We start from the raw sequence: 22,967 nt of genomic DNA, 5'->3' as shown, positions 1-22,967 counted from the left end.
TGTCGGATACCATGGCTATCAAGCCCGCCTACATCAAGAAGATCGGGAACCGACTGCTCGAGCGCTACCCGGACGCCTTCGGCCAGGACTTCGACCACAACAAGGAGGTCGTCACGGAGACCACCAACGTCGAATCCAAGGGCGTTCGCAACCGCATCGCGGGCTACGTCACACGCAAGAAGCGACCCGTCGCCTGAGGCCGAGATTCCTTCGTCGAGCGCACTGCCTCGACAGTGGAAATGCTCCGACATGTCGAGTATATCAATCTTTTCCTCATTATATCTCAGGCTTCTGCCGAGGTGTTTGAATAAGCTGGAAGTCTGCTATATGTCTGTTAGCCGGTCCGGATGCTCACCGCCAATCCCTCCCCGAGGGGGAGCAGCGTCGTCTCGAACGCCGGGTCCGCGCGGACGGTCTGGAGGTACTCGGCGATACCGCGGGTCGCGTCGGTCGTGTCGATACCGTCCTCGCCGGCGACCAGTTCCCGGAGTGCGCCGAACTCGATGGGGCCGGCCGTCATCGCGTTGTCCGCACAGACGATGCCACCGACGGGGACCTTCCCGCGGACGGCCTCGAACGCCTCGGCGTAGCGTTCCTTCTCGTGGTCGAGCAGTACGAGGTCGAACGTGCCGTCGTAGCGCTCGACGGTGGCGAGCGCGTCGCCGGCCTCGAACACGGCGCGGTCGGCGTAGCCGCCGCGGGTGAGGTAGTCACGGGCGTCGGCCAGTTCGTCCGCGTCGACCTCCGTCAGGACGAGTTCGCCGTCCGGCGGGAGCGCGGGGGCCACCCAGTAGGCCGAGTAGCCGAAGCCGGAGCCGAACTCGAAGACCCGCTCGGCGTCGACAGCGCGGGCGAGCAGCCGGAGCCAGCCGCCCACAGCCGGCCCCACGGTCGGGAACCCCTCGCGGTCGGCGCGAGCGTCCATCTCCTGCACCACCTCGTCGGCGTCCGGACCGACGGTCGACGCGAACGACGCCGTCACCGACGGCAGGAACTCCTCTGTGTCCATATCCCGGACAGGGTCGGCCGGGAGGGTAAAGCCACCGTGGGCCGACCGAGGACGAACGGTTATGCCGGTGGCTCCGCAGCCACGCCCATGGACGAGGACTCGCCGGGGGCGCGGTACGAGGCGAGCCAGCCCGACGCTCGCCGCGAGGGGCTGGGTATCTACTACACTCCGCCGGCCATCGCGGCGGGGGTCTGCGAGTGGGCGATTCGCCCGCAGGGCGGTCCGGCGCGCGTGCTCGACCCTGCTGCCGGGAGCGGACGGTTCGCCGTCGCGGCGCGCGACCGGCTCGCGGAGACGGCCCCGACGGCGACCCGACGCGAGGTTCTCGACCAGGTCGTGGCGGTCGATGTCGACCGGGCCGCGCTCGACCTGACCGCGAGCAATCTCACCTCGGGAGATCGGTCCCTGTCGGACGGGGATGCGCGGACCGTTACGGCGTCGTTCTTCGACTGCTCACCCGGAGACCTGCCGGGGGGCGCGGGCCGCGGGGCGACGTTCGACGCCGTGGTCGGGAACCCACCGTACCTGCGACAGGAGGCCCTGTCACGGGACCGGGACCACTACCGCGACCACCTGCGTGCGTACGGTCCGGACGGCGAGCAGCCCTACCACGACGGAAGCAGGAAACTCTCGGCGAGAGCGGACGCCTACGTCTACTTCGTCACCCACGGCCTGCAGTTCCTCCGCGAGGGCGGCCGCCTCGGGTTCGTCCTCCCGAGCAAGTGGCTCGACACACGATACGGAGAGGACCTGCAGGAGTTCCTCTACGACCACGCGGCGGTGGCGGCCGTCGTCGGGTTCTCCGCGCGTGCGTTCGACGCGATGGTGGACACGGTCCTGCTGCTTGTCGAGCGGTGCGACGACCCGGACGGACGCGCCGACACCGTGACGGATTTCGTCCGACTGAACGAGCCCGTCGTGCCCGGGACGCTCGCGGACATCGTCGGGACGGCCCGCACGGTCCCCGAGGGCCAGCCGTTCGCGCTCGATGTCCGGGACTCACATCGCGTCGTGAGCGTTCCGCAACGACGACTCGCGGAGCGCGGCGGCACGAAACTCGGCTACTACCTCACGGCACCCTCCCCGTTCGTCGGGCTGGTCGACAGCGACGGGCTGGTCCGGCTCGACACGTACGCGGCGGTCTCGTTCGGGAACAAGACCGGGAACAACGACTTCTTCCTGCTCGACGAGCGCGACGTGGCGGCGTGGGACCTTCCCGACGCCGTCCTGCGGCCCGCCATCCGTTCCCTCCGTGATATCGAGTCCCGGCGGCTCGAGACGACCGACCAGTACCTCTTCGACCTGCACCCGTACGTCGAGGCAGTTCGCGAGAGGGTCGAGGCACCCACCCACTCCGACCTCGCGAGCGAGGTGAAGGAAGCCCTCCGCGAGGACGGTCACGAGGCCGTCCTGGACTACATCCGGCACGGAGCGGCCGAGGGCGTTCCGGAGGGCCGGACCGTCTCCCAGCACACACCCTGGTTCAATCTCGGCGAGTTACCCGCCCCGGAGGTCCTGCATCCCGTCTTCTACGACGAGCGCGTCTTCACCGTCGAGAACGCGGGCGGGTTCGCGCCGACCAACGCCATCCAGCGCGTCGACGTGACGGAGTACGAGTCGGTCGTTCCGCACCTGCTGAACTCCACCCTGCACAAGGTCATGCTCGAACTCTGGGGGCGCCACGAGGGCGGCGGCGCACTCCAGCTTCTCACCTACGAGGTGTCGTCCGTCCCGATACCCGACCCGGCACGGTTCTCGGCGGCCGAGCGCGAGGTCATCCGTGAGGCGGGCGAACGACTGCTCGACGGCGCCGCCGCGCAGGAGGCCCTCGACGAGGCCGTACTCGCAGCGCTCGACGTGTCGATGTCCGTAGCGGACCTGCAGGCCGCCCACGAGGCCATGCTGCGCCGGCGTATCGACGGCGCCGAGACGGTATCCGAACAGGTCCGCCACCTCGACGCGTTCGATGGCGCCGGTCGTGCCGGAAAGGAGCCGTCGAGCGGGGAGGCCGCGGAAACTGCCGAAGACGGCATGGGCGACGACGTGGAGGACGGTTGAGGGATGCGCCGTCGCGCCGACTATCGGCTCCGGCTGACGGGGAACTTCATCGAGGCGGTGGACACGGCGCTCGCGTCGGCCGAACCGCTGGGCGAACTCGATGTCGAGACGACCCACTGCTTCCACGGTGGCACCGTGGCTGCCGGGAGCGAGCGTACCGCCGAAATCGCCACGATGCCGTGACGCCGGGGTCGTTCAGGGCCGGTTCCACTCGTAGGCCATGTACGCGAGGCCGAACAGGAAGACGCCCGCGCCCAGCGTCGTGGTCGCGGGTTCGGGGATGACGATCAGCACGAGCCCGATAACAACGAGCGCGGCGGGTTCTGCTTCGTCGAGGTAGTCGGTGAGGGCCATACCGTGAGTGTCGGTGGCTCCGGTGAAAACGGTTGCCGGTCGGTGCCAGAGCGATGGAAGCGGGCAGCCGGCTCAGTCGCGCCACTTGATAGAGCAGCCACGCGAGGGCCGCATCTCCGTCTCCACCGGCTCCCCTGCCAGCACCGTGTCGATGATATCGCGCATCTCGAAGCCGGGTTCGCCGGACGGTTCGGCATCGGGGTTCATCGCGTCGTCGACCCGGCCGTGGTACTTCAGGTGCCATTCCCCGTCGTGGTTGGCGAACAGGAACGGGTCCGGCGTGCAGGTCGCGCCGTACGCCGCGGCGACCGCCTGGCTCTCGTCGCGGAGGTAGGCGTCGTACCGGACCTCGCCGGACTCGACAGACGCCTGCATCGCCTCGAAGGAGTCCTCTGGGTACTCCTCGGCGTCGTTCGGGTTGATACCGACGACGGCCACGTCGTCGTAGTCCGTGGCGATACCGTTCAACGCCTCGAACTTCGCCTTCGCGTACGGGCAGTGGTTGCAGGTGAACACCAGCAGGAGCGCATCTCTGTCGGCGAAGCTCTCGAGCGTGTACGTCTCGCCATCGGTTCCGGGCAGCTCGAAGCCGGGGGCGGTGTCGCCGCGCTCCAGGGCGTCCGCCTCGGATTCCATCATCACCATGTCGGTCGGGAGTTGGGCCGGGACCGGGATGTGCGTTCCGGCGCCCCCGGGTCAGACGCCGTACTCGGTCACGCCGAGTATCGCGCCGCACGCCGAACACTCCCAGACGGTGGCGTCGCTGAACTTCGCGTCCGTGTCGCTCTCGACGACCTCGACCAGTTCCTCGCCACAGGCGATACAGTGACCCATGTATCGCCTCTTCGCCCGGTTCCGGAAAAGGGTGCGCACTCGCTGGCTCAGTAGGGTGACTGACGCACGAGATGGCCCCCGTCGACCTGGTAGTACGAGCCCGTGACGTACGCCGAGGCCCGGCTCGCGAGGAACACCGCGAGCGGTACACAGTCCTGTGCGACGCCGAAGCGGTCCGCCGCCATCTCGTCGAGGAGCTGTGGTGGGAGCGCCCCGCCGGCAGCCTCGGACACGCCTTCGGTCTCGATGATACCCGGCGCGATGGTGTTGGCGCGGATGCCGTACTTCGCCCATTCGCTGGCGACGGTCTGCATCAGGTTGTGGACGCCCGCCTTGCCGGCCCCGGAGTGGCCGTGGAAGGGGGCGCCGTCCACGCTGTTGGTCGCGCCCATCGCGATGATGGAGCCGCCACCGTGCTCGCGCATGTGCTCGCCGACGCTCATCGTGCAGTAGGCCGTGCCGTCGAGGATAGTCCCGACCACGGCGCGCCAGCCGTTGACCGAGAGGTCCTCGAACGGGGTGAGGAAGTTCGCGCCCGCGTTGTTGACGAGGACGGTGATGTCGCCGAGTTCGTCGAGGACGGTGTCGCGCATCTCGTCGACGACCTCCTTGTCGCGGACATCGACGGTCGTGGCGCAGGCGTTCACACCTTTCTCCTCGATGGCCTCGGCGACGGGTTCGAGGTGGTCCATGTCCCGGCTGGCGATGGCCACGTCGGCGCCGTGCTCGGCGAACGCCAGCGCCATCTCCTCGCCGATGCCCGTGCCGCCGCCGGTGATGAGGCAGGTCTCGCCCTCCATGAGGTCGTCCGCGAAGACATCTGTGGACGGGGGCGTGGCTGGCCAACTTTCCGTGGGTTCACTGTGGTCCGACATGTCGGATTCCACCGCCGGCGGGTACAAGTAACCTCTCCCACACGGAGACGGGGCGTATTTACCACGCGGTCAGGAGGGCCGCCGTCCCTCCGAGCGACCCAAGGCACTTACGAGGTGGAGTCGGGACGGGTCCTATGAACCGACGACGCCTGCTCGCATGGCTCGGCAGCGCATGTACCATCGGATTCGCCGGGTGCTCGAACCAGCAGGGGCCAGCCGCCTCCGAGACGCCCCGGACGGGTACGGCTACCGGGACCGCCTCTCCCTCGCCCACCCGTCGACCCGCGACCGACTCGCCGACGGACACCGACTCCCCCACCGCGACCGACGCGGAGACTGCCACGGACACGCCGACCGACGCCGAGACGGACAGCCCCACGACCGCCACGGAGTCCGAGACGGAGACGCCACAGGACACGGAGACCGACTCACCGACACCCGATGAGGAGACGGCCACGGGGACGCCCCACGAGGGCCTCCAGCGGACGGTCTCGCTGGTCAGCGTCGACTCGGTGCCCACCGGGTTCGAGGTGGAGATAGACGCCGAACTCCTGCGCTCGCGGGTGACGGACGCGGAGCCCGCGCGCCTGCGCATCACCACGACCAACACCGGCTCGCCACGCTCCATCTCCGTCGCCCCGGACGACTGCAGCCTCCTCAACCGCTCGAAGGGTGGGAGCGACCGACCCGCCGGACTCTGGTTGCACGACCCCGGCCAGGCAGACCGCATCGACCGCAACGGGAACCGCTGGGAGGCCGACCGGGACTCCGACGAGCCGCGCGCGTACGCCGCGTACGGCTGCCTGAAGAAGGAGTACGCCGAGGGCGAGTCCGTCAGCAACGAGTACGTCCTCTGGAGCGACTATCGGGCCGAGGGCTACATGGAGCCGGGCACGTACCGCTGGGAGGAGGAGGTGTCGGTCTCCGAGGGTGAGACGCCGACCGGAACCACCGACGGGAACTCGTTCACCTGGGGGTTCTCGCTCTCCGTGAGCGAGCCCTGACCGGACAGGTCAGTCCAGCTGGTCGCGAAGCGCCACCTTGTCCATCTTCTGCGTGGAGGTCTTCGGCAACGCGTCGACCACGCGGAACTCCTTCGGAACCTTGTAGTCGGTCAGCGTGCCGCGACAGGCCGATTCGAGGGCGTCAGCGGTCACGTCGCCGACGACGAACGCGACGATGCGCTCGCCCAGCCGGTCGTCCGGCGCGCCGACGACTGCGGCCTCTTCGACGCCCTCGACTCCGTACAGCACCTCCTCGACCTCGCGGGGGTAGACGTTCTCTCCGCCGGTGATTATCATGTCGTCGATGCGGTCCTCGACGAACAGGTGACCGTCCTCGTCCTGCCGGGCCACATCGCCCGAACGGAGCCACGCTTTCCCCTCGCGCTGAACGAAGGCCTCCTCGTTCTCCTCGGGCAGGTTGTAGTAGCCCGGCGTGATGGTGTCGCCGTGCCAGAGCATCTCTCCCTTCTCGTTCGTGCCGACCGGCTCCTTCGTCTCGGGGTCCTCGATACGGACATCGACTACCTCGCGGGCCGGCGGCCCGATGCTCCCCGCCTTGTAGAGGTCCTGGTCGGGCGTGTTGATGGCCGCGAGCGGCGTCGTCTCGGTCATCCCGTACCCCTCCAGCAGCTTCACGTCCAGTAGCTCCTCGGCGGCGTCGATGCGCTCTTTCGGCATCGGCGAGCCGCCGACGCCCACGGTTTCGAGCGCCGAGAGGTCGTGGTCGCCGATGCCCTGGTTGAGGATGTCGACGAGCATCGTCGGGATGAAGAAGGCGTAGGTCACGTCGCGCTCGGCCATCGTCGACAGCGCGAGGTCGATGTCCCACTGCGGCAGGAGGTGGTTCTCCGCGCCCGCGACGACGAACGGCGTCGTGGTGACGTTCAGCCCGGAGACGTGGAAGCACGGACAGACCGTCAGGGCCACCTCGTCGCTGGTCCAGTTCATCGCTCCGATGAGTCCGTCGGCGTTCGCCTGCAGGTTCCCGTGGGTGTGCTTGACCCCCTTCGGCCGGCCGGTCGTGCCGGAGGTGTAGACCAGCTCGGCCAGCTCGTAGCTCTTCCGCGGGTGGATGTCGTAGCCCGCGCCGGCGTGCTCGCCGACCAGCGACGCGTAGTCGTGGCCCCGCTCCCCGTTCGCGACGATGAGATGTTCGAGGGCGTCGGTCTCGAAGGAGGCGGCGGCGTCCTCGAACTGCCCCACCGTGACGAGCGCCGTCGCGCCCGCGTCGTCGAGGACGTACTCGACCTCCGGGCCCTCGAAGCGCATGTTGATGGGAAACGGGATGGCACCGTGCTTCATCGCGCCGAAGTACGCCGCCACGAACGCCGTGCTGTTCGGGAGGTAGAGCGCCACGCGGTCGCCCGGGGCGACGCCCAGGTCGGCCAGCGCGTTCGCGAAGGCGTCGGTCTCGCCCGCGAGGTCGCGATAGGTCAGTTCCCGCTGGACGTCGGTGATGGCGAGGTCGGTCGGCGCCTCCGCTGCGGCCATGTCGAGGTAGTTCGCGAAATTCATGCCGTCACTCGCGTGCGCCTCCGGCTTAGGGATTGGGGGGCGGTACCGTCCGACAGCCCGACCGTACTCCGGCCCGCCCTGCTTCAAGAAACTCTACATCAGTGTACCGTTGATAAGAGGGCAAACACCTTCCCTCGCGGCCCCGCCGGGACGGGTATGGTCGATTTCGGCTTGTCCGAGGAGGAGCGCGCCATCAAGCAGACCGCCCGCGAGTTCGCCGAGAACGAGATCGCCCCGGTCGCCCAGCACCACGAGGAGACGGGCGAGTGGCCACGGGAGGTGTGGGAGCAGGCCGTCGACGCCGGCCTCGTCGGCGGCGGCATCCCCGTCGAGTACGGGGGTGCGGGCCTCTCACAGCTGGAGATGAGCCTGTTCATGGAGGAGATATCGCGGGTGGACGCCGGGATGCTCGCCGCCATCGGCACCGAGTTCGGCACCCGGATGATAACGGAGTACGGCACCGAGGAGCAGAAGGACTGGATTCTTCGTGGCGTCGCCAACGGCGACCTCATCGGTGCGCTCGGGAACACCGAGCCCAACCACGGCTCCAACGCCGCCGGCATCGAGACCACCGCCGAGAAGGACGGCGACGAGTACGTCATCGACGGCGTGAAGACCTTCATCACGCACGGCACCATCGCGGACTACGTCCTCACGATGTGTCGCACCGGCGACGAGGGCCACAGCGGCATCTCGGCCATCATCGTCGAGACCGACCGCGACGGCTTCGAGGTGGAGAGCGAGATCCACAAGCTGGGCTGGAACGCCTCCGAGACCGCCCAGCTCCGCTACGACGGCGTCCGCGTCCCCGAGGAGAACCTCGTCGGCTACGAGGACGCCGGCTTCTACCAGCTGATGGAGTTCTTCGAGGAGGAGCGCGTCGGCATCGGCGCACAGGCGCTCGGCATCGCCCAGGGCTGTCTGGAGGAGACCATCGACTACGTGAAGGACCGCGAGCAGTTCGACCGCGAGTTGCGGGAGTTCCAGGCCGTCCAGCACAAGGTCGCCGACATGGCGATGAAGGTCGAACTCGCCCAGCGGCTGGTGTACGATGCCGCCCAGCGCGTCGACGACGACGAGAAGCCGACGAAACTGGCGTCGATGGCGAAGCTGTACGCGAGCGAGATTGCGGAGGAGGTGGCCTCCGACGCGATTCAACTGCACGGCGGGAACGGGTACACGACCGACTACGCAGTCTCCCGGCACTACAAGCACACGAAGATCTACCAGATCGGCGAGGGCGCGAGCGAGATTCAGCGGAACATCATCGCGAAGGAAGTGCTGGATTTATAGTATATTTGGAGGTCTGACGTATTATTCTCCAAGTATGTCGTTTGGGTGAGATATAATGGGATAATGCGTCCAGCTGGCTCTAAGCTGATGTCCCGCGGCTGGGTGCTCCTCTGTGTCCGTGCGGTCAGGCGGCTGACGATGTCACCGAATCCAGCCCACCTGCCGACCGCGGAAGTGGGTACTGGATGTCGATGTCGATCTCTTCGTACGGGAGGTAGGGTCGCTTCGCCCGACCGTCCTCCTCGAATGCCATGAGGCCGTAGTCCTCGAGCTCGTTCAGGTTCTCGAGAACCTCCTTCGGCCCGCGGTCGACCGCCCGTGCGAGCGCCCGGACGCTCTCGGGCTCGTGCTCGGCGATGGCATCGAGGAGTTCGAGGTTCGTCTCGCGGAGGACGCGCCCGAGCGTGGCAAGGCTCTCGACGCGCAGCACGGGATCAGACTCGGGTTCGATGTCCTCGCCGCTGTCGAGTGCCTCGAGCAGGTCGCTCGTGCTCTCCCGCTCGTCGTCAGCGCCGGCGAGCCGGATGTGGAGCGTGCGGCCGGTGGGGTCGATGGCGTCGGGCTCGGTCATGGTGGTTATCGAATCGGATGATGGGGTCGTCCGCGCCGGCGGCGCCGTAGTGGAGCGCGTACTTCACGCCCTCCTCGAACCGGTCGGATTCGGGGACGCGCAGCAGTCGCACCCTGACGACGGTCCCGTCGTCGTAGGCGGTCTGCTCGTCCCGGAGGACGACCACGTCGTCTGCCATCCGTGTGTTGTAGGGGTGGTCCCCTACAGTATAAACGTGGGGGTAAACCCCTACGATTTTCGTCGAAATTATCGGATGGTGACCATTCTGTGTCACCGTGACCGACCTACAGCGCTTATTCAGAGCCTGAATAGGGACGACTGGGAATTAATAGGCCGGGATAAGTAAGGGCCGAAAAGATGGATTATGAGCTACGAAAGCGGATAGACATCGGACTCATTTTGCTCGCGGTCATCGCTGGCTCAACAGCGGTTGCAGGGGCCGGTGCGACCGATGTGGCGACCGTGGCCGCCGGAATTCTTGCTGGAGTACTCGTTACCGCTGTTGCACTGTTTTTAATCAGCACTCCGTCGTGGGCGCGGGACGAGGCCAATTCGTAGCATAGGCATAGCCGCGCCCGACTGCCGAATACATCCTCTAAATCCATCTCGGACATAGTGACGGATATCCAAAGTAGCGCTAATTCGTCCAGTCAGAGTTCTCCCCCTACGACTGACTGTAGATGAGGTTCCGCTGTATCTCGTTGGCGCCCTCGTAGATGACCGGAATCCGCGCGTCCCGATATGTCCGGGCGATGCGCCGGTCGTGGAAGATGGAGCGACCGCCGTGGAGCTGCATCCCGCGTTCCGAGCAGTCTACCGCCGCCTCTGTGGAGGCCACCTTCGCCATCGACGCCCAGAGGCCGCCCTGGTCCTTCGTCTCGACCTTCTCGGCGGCCCGCCAGTTGAGCGAGCGGGCCTGCTCGAAGGTGAGCCGCATGTCCGCGAGCGTGTGCTGGACGGCCTGGAACTCGTTGACCTGCCGGCCGAACGCGTTCCGGCCGTGGACGAAGTCCCACGCCTCCTCGATGGCCGCCGCTGCGATGCCGAGGCCGTGCCCGCCGACGACCACGCGGCCGTAGTTGAAGAACTCGGCGAGCATGTAGAAGCCCGCGCCCTCCGTGCCGATGAGATTCTCCTCGGGGATACGGCAGCCGTCCAGCACGATGTGGGCCTGCTTCGAGGCACGCATCCCCATCTTCTCGGGGGTGTGCTCGGCCTCGTAGCCGGGAGCGTCCGTCGGGACGATGAACAGCGAGTAGTTGCCGTAGCGGTTGTCCGGGTCGTCGCCCGTCTTCGCATAGAGCGTGACCCAGTCGGCCTCCACGCCGTTGCCGACCCAGTACTTCTCGCCGTCCAGCACCCACTCCTCACCGTCCTTCTCCGCGACGGTGGCCATCCCGGCGAGGTCGCTGCCGGTCTCGGGTTCGGAGACCGCGAGGCCCGTAATCTGCTCGTTGCGACCGACGGGCGCGAGGTACTCCTCCTTCTGCCGTTCGGACCCGTACTCGTCGGTCATCTCGGCGCCGAACGAGGCGAGCTGCAGGACCAGCCCGATACCGGCGTCCGCGCGGTAGAACTCCTCGGCCGCGGCGAGAATCTGGTACAGGTCCCAGCCCCGGCCGCCGTACTCCTCGGGCACGTCGGCGGCCACGAGGCCGGCGTCCATGCCCGCCTCCAGCACCTCCCACGGGTACTCCCCGCTGTCGAAGTACGCCTCGGCATTGGGTGCGATATGTTCCTGCGCGAACTCTCGCGCCTCCGCCTTGGCGTCGCGTGCGTGCTCCGGGACGATGGACGCCTCTAGCAGGTCGAGTTCCATACAGCAATACGTTGGAGCGGGAGCAACAAGAACCGCACGGCGGTGGGTGCCTGTCTATTGAGGTCCCACGACCCCACGGCGGGAAACGGCACGGAAGGGGCCGTGACCGTGACTGCGCCGACAGCGCCGCGCTACGACCGATTCAGTCGTCGTCGGGCGCCGCGTCCTCGGGTACCTCGGTCTCCTCGATGAGCGACTGCCCGGCGTACTCCTCGCGGAGGTCCTTCTTCGAGAACTTGCCCGTCGCCGTCTTGGGGACCTCCTCGATGTAGACGATGTCGTCCGGGAGCCACCACTTGGGGTAGTCCTCGCGCAGGAGGTCCATGACCTCCTCGTCGAGCGTCGACTCGTCGGCGTTCTCGCCCGGCACGACGAAGGCGACAGGTCGTTCCTGCCACTTCTCGTGGGGCACACCGATGACGGTGGCCTCGGCCACGTCGTCGTGGGCCATGATGGCGTTCTCCAGTTCGACGCTGGAGATCCACTCCCCGCCGGACTTGATGACGTCCTTCGCGCGGTCGACGATCTGGAGGTAGCCGTCCGTGTCGACCGTGACGATATCGCCGGTCTTCAGCCAGCCGTCCTCGAAGTCCTCCTCGTTGGCCTCCGGGCGCTCGAAGTACTCCTTCGTGACCCACGGGCCGCGGATCCACAGTTCGCCGAACGCATCGCCGTCGTGGGGGACCTCTTCGCCGCTGTCGTCGACGACCTTGAACTCGACGCCGGGGACCGTGAGGCCCTGCTTCGAGCGGCGGTCTATCTGTGTCTCGTAGTCGGCGTTCTCGAGGTCCGACTTGAGGTGCGAGACGCTGCCCAGCGGGGACATCTCCGTCATGCCCCACGCGTGCAGGAGCGTCACGTCGTGGTCGTCGAACCAGCGGATCATCGACTCGGGGGCCGCCGACCCGCCGACGATGACCGTGTCCAGCGTGGACAGGTCGACATCGTTGTCCTGCATGTAGTCCTGCAGCCCCATCCAGACCGTCGGGACGCCGGCCGTGATGGTGACGCCCTCGTTCTCGATGAGGTTCGCGATGTCCTCGGGCTCCGGGGACGGGCCGGGGTAGACGTGTTTGGAGCCGCCCGCGGTCGCCGTGAACGGCATCCCCCAGGCGTTGACGTGGAACATCGGCACGACGGGCATGACGACGTCGTCGTCGGCCATCGGGATGCCCTGCGGCGTGAGCGAGGCCATCGTGTGGCTCCACAGCATCTTGTGGGTGTACTCGACGCCCTTCGGCATCCCCGTCGTCCCGGACGTGTAGCACATCCCTGCCGACTGGTCCTCGTCGATGTCGGGCCAGTCGTACTCGGTGGGGTGCCCCTCGACGAAGTCCTCGTACGCGACGATGTCGACCGGGAGGTCGTCGGCGCCCTCGGGCACTGTCTCGCCCATCGCGACGACTCGGTCGACCTGGTCGAACTCGTCGTCGGCGTCGGCGATAGCGCCGGCCAGCTTCGGGAACAGCGAGTGGTCGACGAAGATGGTCCGGTCCTCGGCGTTCTGAACGATGAACCGGATGTGTTCGTCCGGCAGGAGCGGGTTGATGGTGTGGAGCTGGGCGCCGATGGTCGGTACCGCGAAGTAGGTCTCGAAGTGGCGGTGATGGTTCCAGCAGAACGTCGCCACCCGGTCGCCCTCCTCGATGCCGCCCTCGGTCAGTGCGTGTGCGAGCTGGGCGGTCCGGTCGCCGTACTCGTCGTACGTGTACCGCTCGATACCTTCGTGGGTTCGCGAGACGATCTCCGTGTCCTCGTACAGCGTCTCGGCGCGCCACAGGAACGGTCGCAGCGTCTGGTCGTGACCTCCTGGCATACCGATTCGTGGTTCGCCCGGCCCCGGCTTGAAGGTTGCCGGTCTTCCACGGGGTATTTATGACCTGCTGCGGTCCGCCATGACCGGACCAGCGCCCGCGAAGGTGATGTGTGGCCCGTCCAGTCCCCGTGTCAACCGTTCTCGAACCGTCATTACCAGCCAGCAGGCCCTTGCCCCGGGAACGACCATGCGGAGACATGGACAGGCGCAAGTTCCTCGGTGCGTCCTCGGTGGTCGCTGGGGTCGGACTCGCCGGCTGTGGGTTCTTCGGGTCCGTGCTCGGGAAGGTGCCCCCGCCGGAGGTCTCCCAGGAGAAACTCGAGGCAGGTGGGTGGCGCGAGGACGAGGAGGAGTCCGGAACGGTGTTCACCCAGGAGTACGCCGCGGGGACTGTCACCGCCAGGGGCCACACCATCCGCTATCAGGACGAGACCCTCCGCCGGGAGATCGCGGAGAAGACACTCGGCTCCGTCACCGGGCAGTTGAGCGTCTTCTTCGCCACGCGCATCGAGTTCGACCCTGAACTCGACAACCTCCCGCTGGCCATCGGCCGGGACGAGGTGCTCCAGCGGACGAAGGAATCCGCGAAGGCCGACTTCGAGACCGAGATGGAGGCTGACGGCCTGACCGATATCGAGGTGCTCGGCGAGTCGACGCTGGAGGTCGACACCGGCCAGACGGCCGACCTCGTCCGGTACGGGGCCATCTATCCGGTCGACGACTTCGGATTCACCGTCACGGGCGGCGAGACCATCACGCTGGAGGGCGAGCCCGTCCCCGTGCGTGGGTGGCTCGCCGTCTGGTACAACGACGAGGTGGAGTCGACGCTCGTCTCCGGAGCGGTCCACGCCGCCGAGAACTACACGGACACCATCGACAAACAGCTGAGTTCGGCGCTGGACATGACGCTGGATATCGACCTCGGCCTGACGCCGGAGGCCTACCGGGAAGAGGCGTTCGGCCTGATGCGGACCGTGAAGTGAGACGGTCGTGGGCGACCGTCCGTCGAGTAAGGGAGCGAACGGCTGTCGAGACGGCTACTCCAGTGCGCTGCCGGCGCGGATGATTGTCTCCTCGCCGAACGCCGGCCCGACGAGCTGCAGCCCCACCGGACCGCGGTCCGTCTCGCCCGCCGGCACGGAGATAGCCGGGAGATTGGCGAGGTTGACCGGGACGGTGTTCGCGTCGGCGAGGTACATCTGGAGCGGGTCGTCCAGCGACTCGCCGAGTTCGAACGGCGGCACCGGCATCGTCGGCGAGGCCAGCACGTCGGCGTCCTCGAACGCCTCGTCGAAGTCCTGCTTCAGCCAGGCACGGGCGTCCTGGGCCTGCTTGTAGTACTTGTCGTGGTAGCCCGCCGAGAGGGCGTACGTCCCGAGGAGGATGCGGCGTTTGACCTCCTCGCCGAAGCCCTCCTCGCGGGCTTTCGCGAACGTCTCGTTCCAGTCGCCCTCGTAGCCGCCACTCTGCCCGTAACGGACGCCGTCGAACCGCGCGAGGTTCGAGGACGCCTCGCTCATCGCGATGACGTAGTAGGCCTGCACCGCCGTCTCGACGGAGGGCAGGGAGACCTCGTGGGTCGTCGCCCCCGCCGCGCGCAGGTCGTCCAGCGCGCTCTCGAACCGCTCGACGACCGCCTCGTCGGCGCCCTCCACGAGGTCCGTGACGACACCGACGGAGAGGCCCTCGACATCGCCGTCGGCCGCGTCGGCGTAGGCCGTCGCGTCGGCCGGGTGTTGGCCACCGTACGCCTCGGCGAGGTCCTCGCGGGTGTCGTGCCGGGTCGTGGCGTCGCGCTCGTCCGGTCCGGCGATGGCGTCGAGCACGGCCGCCGCGCCCGCCACGTCGCGAGCGATGGGGCCGATCTGCTCCAGCGAGTTGGCGTACGCGACGAGGCCGTAGCGCGACACCAGGCCGTAGGTCGGCTTGATGCCGACGACGCCGCAGAACGCGGCCGGGCAGCGGATGGAGCCACCCGTGTCAGACCCGAGCGCGTAGTCGGCCTGGCCGGCGGCGACGGCCGCCGCCGACCCCCCCGACGAGCCGCCGGGGACGCGCCCGGGTGCGGCCGGGTTGTCGGTGGGACCGAACGCGCTCGTCTCGGTCGTGGTGCCCATCCCGAACTCGTCCATGTTCGTCTTCCCGACGATGGTCGCACCCGCGTCCTTCAGGCGCTCGACGACCGTCGCGTCGTAGGGCGGGACGTAGTCGGCCAGCATCGCCGAGCCGCAGGTCGTCCGCACACCGTCCGTGGAGATGTTGTCCTTGACCGCGACCGTCGCACCCGCTAGCGGGCCGTCGTCGGCCCCCTCGACGCGCTCGACGGTGAGGAAGGCGCCGTGCTCGTCGTCGAAGTCGTCCGCGACGAGGCGACCCTCGCCGGGGGAGTCCTGCGCCGCCATCATCCCACCCGCGGCCCCTTGAAGCGGCCGTCCTCTGACTCGGGGGCGTTCTGGAGAGCCTCGTCCTGGGTGAGTCCCTCGTGTACCTCGTCGGCCCGGAAGACGTTGGCGAGGTCGGCCTCGCGGTCCGTCTCCGGCACGTCGTCGAGGGCGTCGAAGTACGCGAGGATGTCGCCGAACTGCTCGGCGAACCGCTCGACCTCCTCCTCGTCGAGGTCGACACGAGCCAGGCCCGCCACGTGGCGGACCTCCTCGGGGTCGACGGCGTCCGTGTCGGTCATGCCCGGGCATGCGATTGACCTGGCACTAAGGGTTTCGACTCCAGGCTCCGCCAGTTCCGGGGGTCTCCCGCGACCGCGGCTGGTCACTCGGTCCCCTTCGAAAGCGTATATCCGACCCGGTATTCGACGGCCCGGTCTGTCTCTGGAGCGACATCCGTTCGGAATCATGATACTTCTTCGACGAGGGGATTTGCGATGAATTCGGGCCTCTTCCACGACCGTTCCGCGGGTTTCCGCCCGAGAATTTAAGTCGGCTCGGCCCCAACGTGATAACGAGTAGGGAGCTTCTTATCTCCATCCCTATCCCGGCTCAGCACACCAATGACAGACACGAGTGTCAGACGCTTTCAACGGGAGGACGAGGACACAGCCGAGCGCGAGGACGAGGCAGCAGACGAACTCACCTGCCCGGAGTGCGGCGGTGACGTCGCCACCGACACGGAGCACGGGGAGGTCGTCTGCCAGGACTGCGGCCTCGTGGTCGACGAGGACAACATCGACCGCGGCCCCGAGTGGCGCGCGTTCGACGCCAGCGAGCGCGACGAGAAGAGCCGCGTCGGCGCCCCGACGACCAACATGATGCACGACAAGGGGCTCTCGACCAACATCGGCTGGCAGGACAAGGACGCATACGGCAACAGCCTGTCCAGCAAGCAGCGCCAGAAGATGCAGCGCCTGCGCACCTGGAACGAGCGGTTCCGCACCCGCGACTCCAAGGAGCGCAACCTCAAGCAGGCGCTGGGGGAAATCGACCGGATGGCCAGCGCGCTCGGGCTCCCGGACAACGTCCGCGAGACCGCCTCGGTCATCTACCGCCGCGCGCTCGACGAGAACCTGCTCCCCGGCCGCTCCATCGAGGGCGTCGCCACCAGTGCGCTCTACGCCGCGGCGCGACAGGCCGGCACGCCGCGCTCGCTCGACGAGATTACACAGGTCTCCCGCGTCGAGAAGGACGAAATCGCCCGGACCTACCGCTACGTGGTCCGGGAGCTGAAGCTGGAAATCCAGCCGGCGGACCCCGAGAGCTACGTGCCCCGGTTCGCGAGCGACCTCGGCCTGAGCGACGAGGCCGAGCGCCGCGCCCGCGAACTGCTCCAGTCCGCGAAGGAAGCCGGCATCCACTCCGGGAAGTCACCGGTCGGGCTGGCCGCGGCCGCCGTCTACGCCGCATCGCTGCTTTGCAACGAGAAGGTCACGCAGAGCGAGGTCAGCGAGGTGGCAAACATCTCCGAGGTCACCATCCGCAACCGGTACCACGAACTACTCGAAGCCGAGGACGGTCTCGCGGCCTGAACACTCGTTCTTCCTCGGTGGGTCTTCCACGGTGAGCGGGAACCCGAACGGATTAAAATGGGCCCCGTCAACCGTCGGGCGATGGCGGTACCGACGGTCGCGGCGTTCACCGACACGTACCTGCCGACCGTGAACGGCGTCACCTACACCGTGAGCACGTGGCGCGAGCGGTGGGGCAGCCGTGGCGGTCGCATGCACGTCGTCTATCCCGACGCCGCGGACCACCAGCCAGCGTCGACCGAGCACCCCGTCAGGAGCGTCGCGTTCCCCTACTACGAGGGGTTCCGTGTCGGCGTCCCTGGCGTTCCCGCGGCCGTCGAGCGCGACGACGTGGATATCGTCCACGCGCACACGCCCTTCCTCCTCGGCCTCGGCGGTGCCCGCTTCGCCCGGAACGAGAGCCTCCCGCTGGTCGCGTCCTACCACACGCCAACGGCCGAGTACGCGGACTACATCACGGACGGCCGGCTGGCAGACGCCGTCGAGCGTGTCGCCCGGCGCTACGAGCGCTGGTATCTCGACCGGACCGACACCGTGGTCGTCCCCTCCGAACCGGCCCGCGAGCATCTCATCGACATCGGCGTCTCGGCACGGATCGAGGTGGTGCCCAACGGCGTCGACATCGACCGGTTCCGGCCGGTCGGCACCGACGCGTTCCGTGCCCGTCACGACCTCGGCGACGGGTACCTGCTCGGGTACACCGGCCGCCACGGCTACGAGAAGGACCTCGATGTCATCCTGGACGCTGTCGACGGGTTCCGCATCGACGGTGAGCGACCCACGGTCGTCTTCGGTGGCGACGGCCCCGCCCGCCAGGGTCTGATGGCCCGTGCGGAGACCATCGACGCCGACGTGCGCTTCCTCGGCTTCCTCGACCGCGAGGAACTGGCGGCGTTCTACACCTCGCTCGACGCCTTCCTCTTCCCGAGCCCGGTCGAGACGCAGGGGCTGGTCGCGCTGGAGGCCAACGCCTGTGGTACCCCGGTCGTCGGCGTCGATAGCGGCGCGCTGGCAGAGACGGTCGACGAGGGCGAGACCGGGTTCCACTTCGAGCCCGGGGACACGGACTCGTTCCGGGAGGCCATCCGGTGGGTCATCGCCGACCGTGACGTGCTCTCGGAGACCTGTCTCGAACGGCGCGACGCCATCAGCGTCGAACACGCCGTCGACACGCTCGAGGACGTGTACCGGGAGACGCTGGACCGGTGCTGACGCCGCTACGGCGGAGAACGCCACCGCTGGGGACGTGGTGAACGGAAGAGGCGAGGGGGAGTGGGGCCGGTGGATGATGCGTCGGGGGCCGGGCGACCCGACGCGTTGTGGCGGGCGCGTTGTTGTTGTCGCCCTCACGACGAGAAAAGCGTCGTTTGGGCATCTGGTCGTTGCTCCCCGTTGTATATAAAATCTCGCTTCGGTGATGGGCGGTTCGGCCCCCGATTTCCGACGTGTCGGCCAGTCGTCGGACGCGTGTCGGGTGCGCGACGGCTCAGTTCGGGTGGCGCCGATCCTGGAGCGCCGGGAACTCCTCGCGAACCTCGCGGACGCGTTCGGGGTCGACCTCGGCAGTGACGAGCGCGGGCTCCTCGCCCGAGGACGCGAGCGGCGTGCCCCACGGGTCGTAGACCGTCGAACGCCCCACCAGTCGGTCGTCGCCGAACTCGGCGCTCCCGTTGGCGGCGGCGACGTAGCAGAGGTTCTCGACCGCGCGGGCCCGCGGGAGCAGCTGCCAGTGCTCGACGCGCGGGTACGGCCACGCGCTCGGCACCGCCACGAGGTCCACGCCATGGTCGACGAGGTCGCGGTACAGTTCCGGGAACCGGAGGTCGTAGCAGGTCGTCATCCCGACGGTGAGGCCGCCGAGGTCCGCGGTACCGAGCGACTCCCCGGGCGTCAGTAGCTCCTGCTCGGCGGAGCCGTAGCCGAACAGGTGATGCTTCCGGTAGACTGCCCGGCGCTCGCCCGCACTGTCGAACAGGACGGCGGTGTTGGCGTATCCCTCGGTGGCGGGCACCTCGGCGGCCGTCTCCACGGCCGTCGCTTCGAGGTCCTCGACGAACGTCCCCGCGAGCACGGCGCAGTCGTGGTCGGTGGCGACCGCCGCCATCCGTGTCATCGTCTCGCCCGCCAGCGACTCCGCGGTGCGGGCGTACGAGTCGAACGCGAAGTAGCCGACGGTGAACATCTCCGGCAGGACGACGAGGTCGCTGCCGCGGTCGGCCGCACGCTCGATGGCCGCGACGGCGCGCTCGACGTTGCCGTCGACGTCCGCACCCTCGAGCGAGAGCTGTGCGCACGTCACCGTCCAGGTGTCGGTGTCACCGTCGCCAACCCTGGCGTCGGTGCGTGGGCTCATCGTCCCGGCTCCAGCCCGAGGTCGGCGCGGATGGCCGCCTCCAGGTTCTGGAGTTCCCCGTCCAGCTTCCCCTTGAAGTAGCGCTCGACGCCGGGCACCTTGCCGTCGACGACGAACCGGTTGACGAGACGTGTTCCGCCGTCGTCGGTCGGTTCGAGGGTGTGCTCCCCCTGGACGTTCATCGCCTTCGAGCGGCCGACGAACTCGACGTAGGACGGCTCGTCGACGCGGGTGTCCTCGGTCTCGACGGCGATGGTCCGGTCGGTGTACGGGATGGGGAGCGCGACGTGCCAGATAGCGGTGTGCTCGCCGGTCACCTCGAACTCCTCGACGACGCTGATGGGCTCGGCCCGCTTGCGCGGGTCGGCGATGAAGGCCCACACGTCGGCCGGCGGCGCCGCGAGGTCGAAGGTACGCTCGACGCGGACGGTCATACGGTCATGTCGGGCCGTCGGTAGAAAAGCGGGACGGTACGACGGCCGCGGGTGGTCAGCCGGGTCGTCACTCGGGGGTGACGCGCCACGTGGTCGAGCGCGCCCGGCCCCACTTCTCGATGTCGACGTCCTCGGACTCCTCGGCGAGGCGCGGGAGTCTCGCACCGACCTGCTTGGCGGTCAGTCCGACCTTCGTGGCGATGTTCTTCGCCCGGAAGTAGCGCTCGCCCCCGGAGACGCTGTCGCGCAGATAGGACAGGATGCGCTCGTCCTCCTCGCTCATCTCGCTCATGGGAACACGTAGGCGCGGGACGAACTTAACGGTTGTCGGTTCGTGTCATACGTTCCGGATATCGGGAGGCAGGATGCGTGCTGCCGGGGGTTGTCCCGAAGCGTTCAGCTGTAGACGTGGACGGCGGCGACCGCAAGTGCCCCGCCGAGCATCGCGACGGCGAAGGCGATTCCCGAGCCGAGCTGGTCGTGGGCGATGGCCGTGAGGAACATGCCGAGCGCCGCGACGAGGCCGAGCGCGACGAAGAGGACACTCAGCCCCACGGACTTGTCGGACGTGGCCGTAGATTCCATACCCGAGCGTCCGTCGGCGCCCACTTGAGACTGCCGTTTCGCCCGACCGGACCTGCCGCCGGATATAACGCCCCTGTGATGTACGGCAGTGGCCTTTCGCTCGTCCCCGTGGCATGGAGACTCATGACCGAGGCGACGGTGACCACCGGCCGCGCCGACAGCGACGGAACGGACTGGCTCGCCGGGCGCCGACTGGACTGGCTGGTGACCGCCTGCGTCTGCTGGGGGACGGCCGGGCTCGTCCTCGACGTTCGGTCCCACGTCGAGGGGTTCAGCTTCGCGGAGGAGGGCTTCCTCACGCCGGAGCACGCTGTCATCTACTCCGGGTTCCTCGCCGTGGCAGGACTGCTCGCGGTGGTCGTCCAGCGGGAGCGCTGGCGCGGCGCGAACTGGCGCGAGGCGGTCCCGACGGGCTACGGCCTCGGGCTCGTCGGACTCGTCCTGTTCGCGCTCGCCGGGCCGGGCGACGCGCTCTGGCACGCGACCTTCGGCGCGGAGGCCAATGTCGAAGCACTCGCCAGTCCGACCCACCTCGCGCTCGCGACGGGGGGTGTCCTCTTCTGTACCTCCCCGCTACGGGCAACGCTCGCGAGAGCCCGCGACGGCGAGGTTTCGCAGGGATGGCTCGTATACGGCCCGCTCGTGTTGACCAGCACGCTCGCCGCCGTCGTCGCGACGGTGTTCACGGTCTACGCTCATCCCGCTTTCCTGCTCGCCGGAAGCGGCGGTGTGGGCGCGGCCCACGGCCTCTCGGGCCTTCTGTTCCACGCCGCGCTCATCGCGGCTGTCGTCCTGTTCCTCTCGACACGGGTCACACTTCCACTCGGTGCCGTGACGCTCCTGGTCGTGGTCCCGACGGCTGCCGTCGCGTGGCTCGGTGCACACGCCTGGCTGGTCCCGTGGTACCTGGCTGCCGGACTGGTCGCCGAGGTGGCCGCGGCGCTCGCCCGGCGCGGCCTCGGCCCCCGTCGCCGAGCCGCCCTGGTCGGTTCGGTGACCCCGGGTGCTATCGTCACGGCCCACTTCCTTGCGCTGGCCGCCCGCGGCACTCTCTCGTGGACGGTCCACCTCTGGGTCGGGGCCGTCTTCCTCGCCGCGGTGGTCGGGGGGTTCCTCGGCCTGCTGAGCGCGCCCCGGCCGGGACCGCACGGAGGCGCCGCGAACTGAACGAAACGTCAGCGAGACGGGGGCAGAAGGTTGATACGCGGGCCACGACTCCGGCCGATATGATGGACGACCGTGCCATAGCACGGGTGAAGGCCGTCATCGCCGCGCTGGGCGTGTTGACGGCCAGCGTCGGTGGGGCCTTCGCCCTGGGTCTGGTGGGTGCGCCGTCGGTCGTCGACGTGGAGAACCGGTTCGGCGACGTGAACGACGAGCAGACGATGATCCTGACTGACCTGGTGGTGAACAACCCCAACCCCATCGGGGTCCGACTGGGCGGCTCGACGGTCAACTACACCGTCTACATGAACGACGTCGAGATTGCCCACGGGTCGAAGGCGGGACTCGACGTGGACTCGGGCAACACCACGCTCCCGTTCCGCACCCAGATGCGCAACGACCGTATCCCGCCGTGGTGGGTCTCGCACATCCGCAACGACGAGGTGACCAACGTCACCATCGACGCGACGGTGCAGACCTCGGTGCTGGGCAACCGCTCGTTCGACCTGAACCAGCGCAAGCAGGTCGAGACGGATATCATCAGCGCGTTCGCCTCGGATGAGACGCGACCGGTGAACGGCCCGGAGAACCCGCTCTACGCCAATCCGGTCCTCTACATCAACCGGACGGACGCCGAGTGGGGGCAGGTCGACCGCCAGCAGACGCCGATTCCGATGGAGTTCGTCGTCTACAACCCGCAGCTGAAGCCCTACACCATCACCGAGGTCGGCTACGACATCACGATGAACAACATCTCGATGGGGTCGGGGGCGACCGACGAGGTCTACGTCATCCCGGGGGGGAGCACCGAGACGCTCCGCACCACCCCGGCCATCGACAACGGGAACCTCGACGAGTGGTGGGTCTCGCACCTCCAGAACGACCAGGAGACGACGCTTCGCATCGACTTCTACGCGAAGGTCGAACTCCCGACCGGGAACGAGATCCGCGTCCCGCTCGACCGGATGACCTACGTCCAGGAGTTCGAGACGGACATCTTCGGTACGAAGAACGAGTCCGACGGCACTACCGGGCCGACCCCGACGCCCACATCGGCGGCGGATGACGGGGGGCCGGGCGGCGGTGATAGCACCCCCTCGCCGACCGAAGCGACCGACGGACTGGTCGGCGACGAGACTCCGACGAGCGCCCCCGACGAGACCCCTGCCACGACACCGACGGAGCCACAGGGCCCCGCCGCCACCCCGACCGACGACGGCGGCCTCATCGGGGCCGTGATGCGAGTGGTTCCCAGCAGCACGTGACGGATTTCTAGCCGAATGCCCGATATTATCTGGATAATGTCC

At 68.0% G+C, this 22,967-nt stretch carries 26 protein-coding genes; 10 read left to right on the top strand and 16 right to left on the bottom strand.

Going from position 1 to position 22,967, the window contains the following annotated elements; all coding sequences use genetic code 11:
- The first annotated feature begins 11 nt into the window (after positions 1 to 11).
- Positions 12 to 197, top strand: coding sequence for a 30S ribosomal protein S17e (locus tag NL115_RS18465; RefSeq protein WP_254822392.1), 186 nt, complete (start codon positions 12 to 14; stop codon positions 195 to 197).
- A 137-nt stretch (positions 198 to 334) separates the two neighbouring features.
- Here the strand turns inward: NL115_RS18465 and NL115_RS18460 are convergent, their stop codons facing one another.
- Positions 335 to 1,009, bottom strand: coding sequence for an O-methyltransferase (locus NL115_RS18460; protein WP_254830793.1), 675 nt, complete (start codon positions 1,007 to 1,009; stop codon positions 335 to 337).
- An 87-nt stretch (positions 1,010 to 1,096) separates the two neighbouring features.
- Here NL115_RS18460 and NL115_RS18455 point away from each other — a divergent pair, with 87 nt between their 5' ends.
- On the top strand, positions 1,097 to 3,067 hold the full coding sequence (locus tag NL115_RS18455) for an Eco57I restriction-modification methylase domain-containing protein (protein ID WP_254830792.1): 1,971 nt from the start codon (positions 1,097 to 1,099) through the stop codon (positions 3,065 to 3,067).
- A 3-nt stretch (positions 3,068 to 3,070) separates the two neighbouring features.
- Entirely contained in the window at positions 3,071 to 3,250 is a 180-nt protein-coding gene (locus NL115_RS18450) for a hypothetical protein (protein ID WP_254830791.1), read from the top strand.
- A gap of 12 nt (positions 3,251 to 3,262) precedes the next feature.
- Here the strand turns inward: NL115_RS18450 and NL115_RS18445 are convergent, their stop codons facing one another.
- The 4 genes from NL115_RS18445 to NL115_RS18430 form a co-directional block, all read right to left on the bottom strand.
- Positions 3,263 to 3,421 (bottom strand): hypothetical protein, encoded by a 159-nt coding sequence (locus NL115_RS18445; RefSeq protein WP_254830790.1) that lies wholly within the window; start codon positions 3,419 to 3,421, stop codon positions 3,263 to 3,265.
- Between the two features lie 72 nt (positions 3,422 to 3,493).
- Positions 3,494 to 4,066, bottom strand: coding sequence for a thioredoxin family protein (locus tag NL115_RS18440; RefSeq protein ID WP_254830789.1), 573 nt, complete (start codon positions 4,064 to 4,066; stop codon positions 3,494 to 3,496).
- 51 nt (positions 4,067 to 4,117) lie between these two features.
- The gene (locus tag NL115_RS18435; protein ID WP_254830787.1) at positions 4,118 to 4,255 is read right to left on the bottom strand and encodes a hypothetical protein; all 138 of its coding nucleotides are present in this window, start codon (positions 4,253 to 4,255) and stop codon (positions 4,118 to 4,120) included.
- Positions 4,256 to 4,302: 47 nt separating this feature from the next.
- The gene (locus NL115_RS18430) at positions 4,303 to 5,055 is read right to left on the bottom strand and encodes an SDR family oxidoreductase (protein WP_254830786.1); all 753 of its coding nucleotides are present in this window, start codon (positions 5,053 to 5,055) and stop codon (positions 4,303 to 4,305) included.
- Between the two features lie 209 nt (positions 5,056 to 5,264).
- On the opposite strand from NL115_RS18430, the gene NL115_RS18425 reads away from it, so the two are divergent.
- The gene (locus NL115_RS18425; RefSeq protein ID WP_254830785.1) at positions 5,265 to 6,134 is read left to right on the top strand and encodes a hypothetical protein; all 870 of its coding nucleotides are present in this window, start codon (positions 5,265 to 5,267) and stop codon (positions 6,132 to 6,134) included.
- 9 nt (positions 6,135 to 6,143) lie between these two features.
- On the opposite strand, the gene NL115_RS18420 is transcribed toward NL115_RS18425, so the two are convergent.
- Entirely contained in the window at positions 6,144 to 7,649 is a 1,506-nt protein-coding gene (locus NL115_RS18420) for a class I adenylate-forming enzyme family protein (RefSeq protein ID WP_254830784.1), read from the bottom strand.
- Positions 7,650 to 7,805: 156 nt separating this feature from the next.
- Here NL115_RS18420 and NL115_RS18415 point away from each other — a divergent pair, with 156 nt between their 5' ends.
- On the top strand, positions 7,806 to 8,942 hold the full coding sequence (locus NL115_RS18415; RefSeq protein WP_254830783.1) for an acyl-CoA dehydrogenase family protein: 1,137 nt from the start codon (positions 7,806 to 7,808) through the stop codon (positions 8,940 to 8,942).
- 124 nt (positions 8,943 to 9,066) lie between these two features.
- Here NL115_RS18415 and NL115_RS18410 read toward each other — a convergent pair whose 3' ends face one another.
- The 4 genes from NL115_RS18410 to NL115_RS18395 all read right to left on the bottom strand — a co-directional run bounded on the left by NL115_RS18410 (position 9,067) and on the right by NL115_RS18395 (position 13,148).
- Positions 9,067 to 9,513 carry an HVO_A0114 family putative DNA-binding protein gene (locus NL115_RS18410; protein WP_254830782.1) on the bottom strand — a complete coding sequence of 149 codons (447 nt, stop codon included), beginning with the start codon at positions 9,511 to 9,513 and terminating at the stop codon, positions 9,067 to 9,069.
- Entirely contained in the window at positions 9,449 to 9,691 is a 243-nt protein-coding gene (locus tag NL115_RS18405; RefSeq protein WP_254830781.1) for a toxin-antitoxin system TumE family protein, read from the bottom strand. Before NL115_RS18405 ends, NL115_RS18410 begins: the two co-directional genes overlap by 65 nt.
- 486 nt (positions 9,692 to 10,177) lie before the next feature.
- Positions 10,178 to 11,332, bottom strand: coding sequence for an acyl-CoA dehydrogenase family protein (locus NL115_RS18400; RefSeq protein WP_254830780.1), 1,155 nt, complete (start codon positions 11,330 to 11,332; stop codon positions 10,178 to 10,180).
- Positions 11,333 to 11,474: 142 nt separating this feature from the next.
- Entirely contained in the window at positions 11,475 to 13,148 is a 1,674-nt protein-coding gene (locus NL115_RS18395) for a long-chain fatty acid--CoA ligase (RefSeq protein ID WP_254830779.1), read from the bottom strand.
- A 197-nt stretch (positions 13,149 to 13,345) separates the two neighbouring features.
- On the opposite strand from NL115_RS18395, the gene NL115_RS18390 reads away from it, so the two are divergent.
- Complete coding sequence (locus NL115_RS18390; RefSeq protein WP_254830778.1) at positions 13,346 to 14,131, top strand: DUF6517 family protein; 786 nt, start codon at positions 13,346 to 13,348, stop codon at positions 14,129 to 14,131.
- A 54-nt stretch (positions 14,132 to 14,185) separates the two neighbouring features.
- On the opposite strand, the gene gatA is transcribed toward NL115_RS18390, so the two are convergent.
- Positions 14,186 to 15,550, bottom strand: coding sequence for an Asp-tRNA(Asn)/Glu-tRNA(Gln) amidotransferase subunit GatA (gene gatA / locus NL115_RS18385; RefSeq protein WP_254830777.1), 1,365 nt, complete (start codon positions 15,548 to 15,550; stop codon positions 14,186 to 14,188).
- Positions 15,550 to 15,831, bottom strand: a complete 282-nt coding sequence (gene gatC, locus NL115_RS18380; protein WP_254830776.1) for an Asp-tRNA(Asn)/Glu-tRNA(Gln) amidotransferase subunit GatC — start codon at positions 15,829 to 15,831, stop codon at positions 15,550 to 15,552. Before gatC ends, gatA begins: the two co-directional genes overlap by 1 nt.
- A 321-nt stretch (positions 15,832 to 16,152) precedes the next feature.
- Here gatC and NL115_RS18375 point away from each other — a divergent pair, with 321 nt between their 5' ends.
- Positions 16,153 to 17,124: a transcription initiation factor IIB gene (locus NL115_RS18375; RefSeq protein ID WP_254830775.1), complete on the top strand. Its 972-nt coding sequence runs from the start codon at positions 16,153 to 16,155 to the stop codon at positions 17,122 to 17,124.
- Positions 17,125 to 17,205: 81 nt separating this feature from the next.
- Positions 17,206 to 18,336: a glycosyltransferase gene (locus NL115_RS18370; protein WP_254830774.1), complete on the top strand. Its 1,131-nt coding sequence runs from the start codon at positions 17,206 to 17,208 to the stop codon at positions 18,334 to 18,336.
- 274 nt (positions 18,337 to 18,610) lie between these two features.
- Here the strand turns inward: NL115_RS18370 and NL115_RS18365 are convergent, their stop codons facing one another.
- From NL115_RS18365 to NL115_RS18350, 4 genes are all read right to left on the bottom strand, one after another.
- Positions 18,611 to 19,477: a carbon-nitrogen family hydrolase gene (locus tag NL115_RS18365; RefSeq protein ID WP_254830773.1), complete on the bottom strand. Its 867-nt coding sequence runs from the start codon at positions 19,475 to 19,477 to the stop codon at positions 18,611 to 18,613.
- The gene (locus NL115_RS18360; RefSeq protein ID WP_254830772.1) at positions 19,474 to 19,911 is read right to left on the bottom strand and encodes an SRPBCC family protein; all 438 of its coding nucleotides are present in this window, start codon (positions 19,909 to 19,911) and stop codon (positions 19,474 to 19,476) included. Before NL115_RS18360 ends, NL115_RS18365 begins: the two co-directional genes overlap by 4 nt.
- Positions 19,912 to 19,978: 67 nt before the next feature.
- Positions 19,979 to 20,203 (bottom strand): DUF7123 family protein, encoded by a 225-nt coding sequence (locus tag NL115_RS18355; protein WP_254822371.1) that lies wholly within the window; start codon positions 20,201 to 20,203, stop codon positions 19,979 to 19,981.
- A gap of 104 nt (positions 20,204 to 20,307) precedes the next feature.
- On the bottom strand, positions 20,308 to 20,496 hold the full coding sequence (locus NL115_RS18350; protein ID WP_254822370.1) for a DUF7525 family protein: 189 nt from the start codon (positions 20,494 to 20,496) through the stop codon (positions 20,308 to 20,310).
- A 123-nt stretch (positions 20,497 to 20,619) separates the two neighbouring features.
- Between NL115_RS18350 and NL115_RS18345 the strand changes: the two genes are divergently transcribed.
- A complete protein-coding gene (locus NL115_RS18345; protein WP_254830771.1) occupies positions 20,620 to 21,663 on the top strand; it encodes a hypothetical protein in 1,044 nt (347 codons plus the stop codon).
- Positions 21,664 to 21,722: 59 nt separating this feature from the next.
- Complete coding sequence (locus tag NL115_RS18340) at positions 21,723 to 22,925, top strand: LEA/WHy family protein (protein WP_254830770.1); 1,203 nt, start codon at positions 21,723 to 21,725, stop codon at positions 22,923 to 22,925.
- Positions 22,926 to 22,967 lie beyond the last annotated feature (42 nt).

This window comes from Haloglomus salinum, from assembly GCF_024298825.1.
GTDB lineage: Archaea > Halobacteriota > Halobacteria > Halobacteriales > Haloarculaceae > Haloglomus > Haloglomus salinum.
Note: the sequence above shows the minus strand (reverse complement) of the source record. Positions and strands in the feature narration are given on the sequence as shown.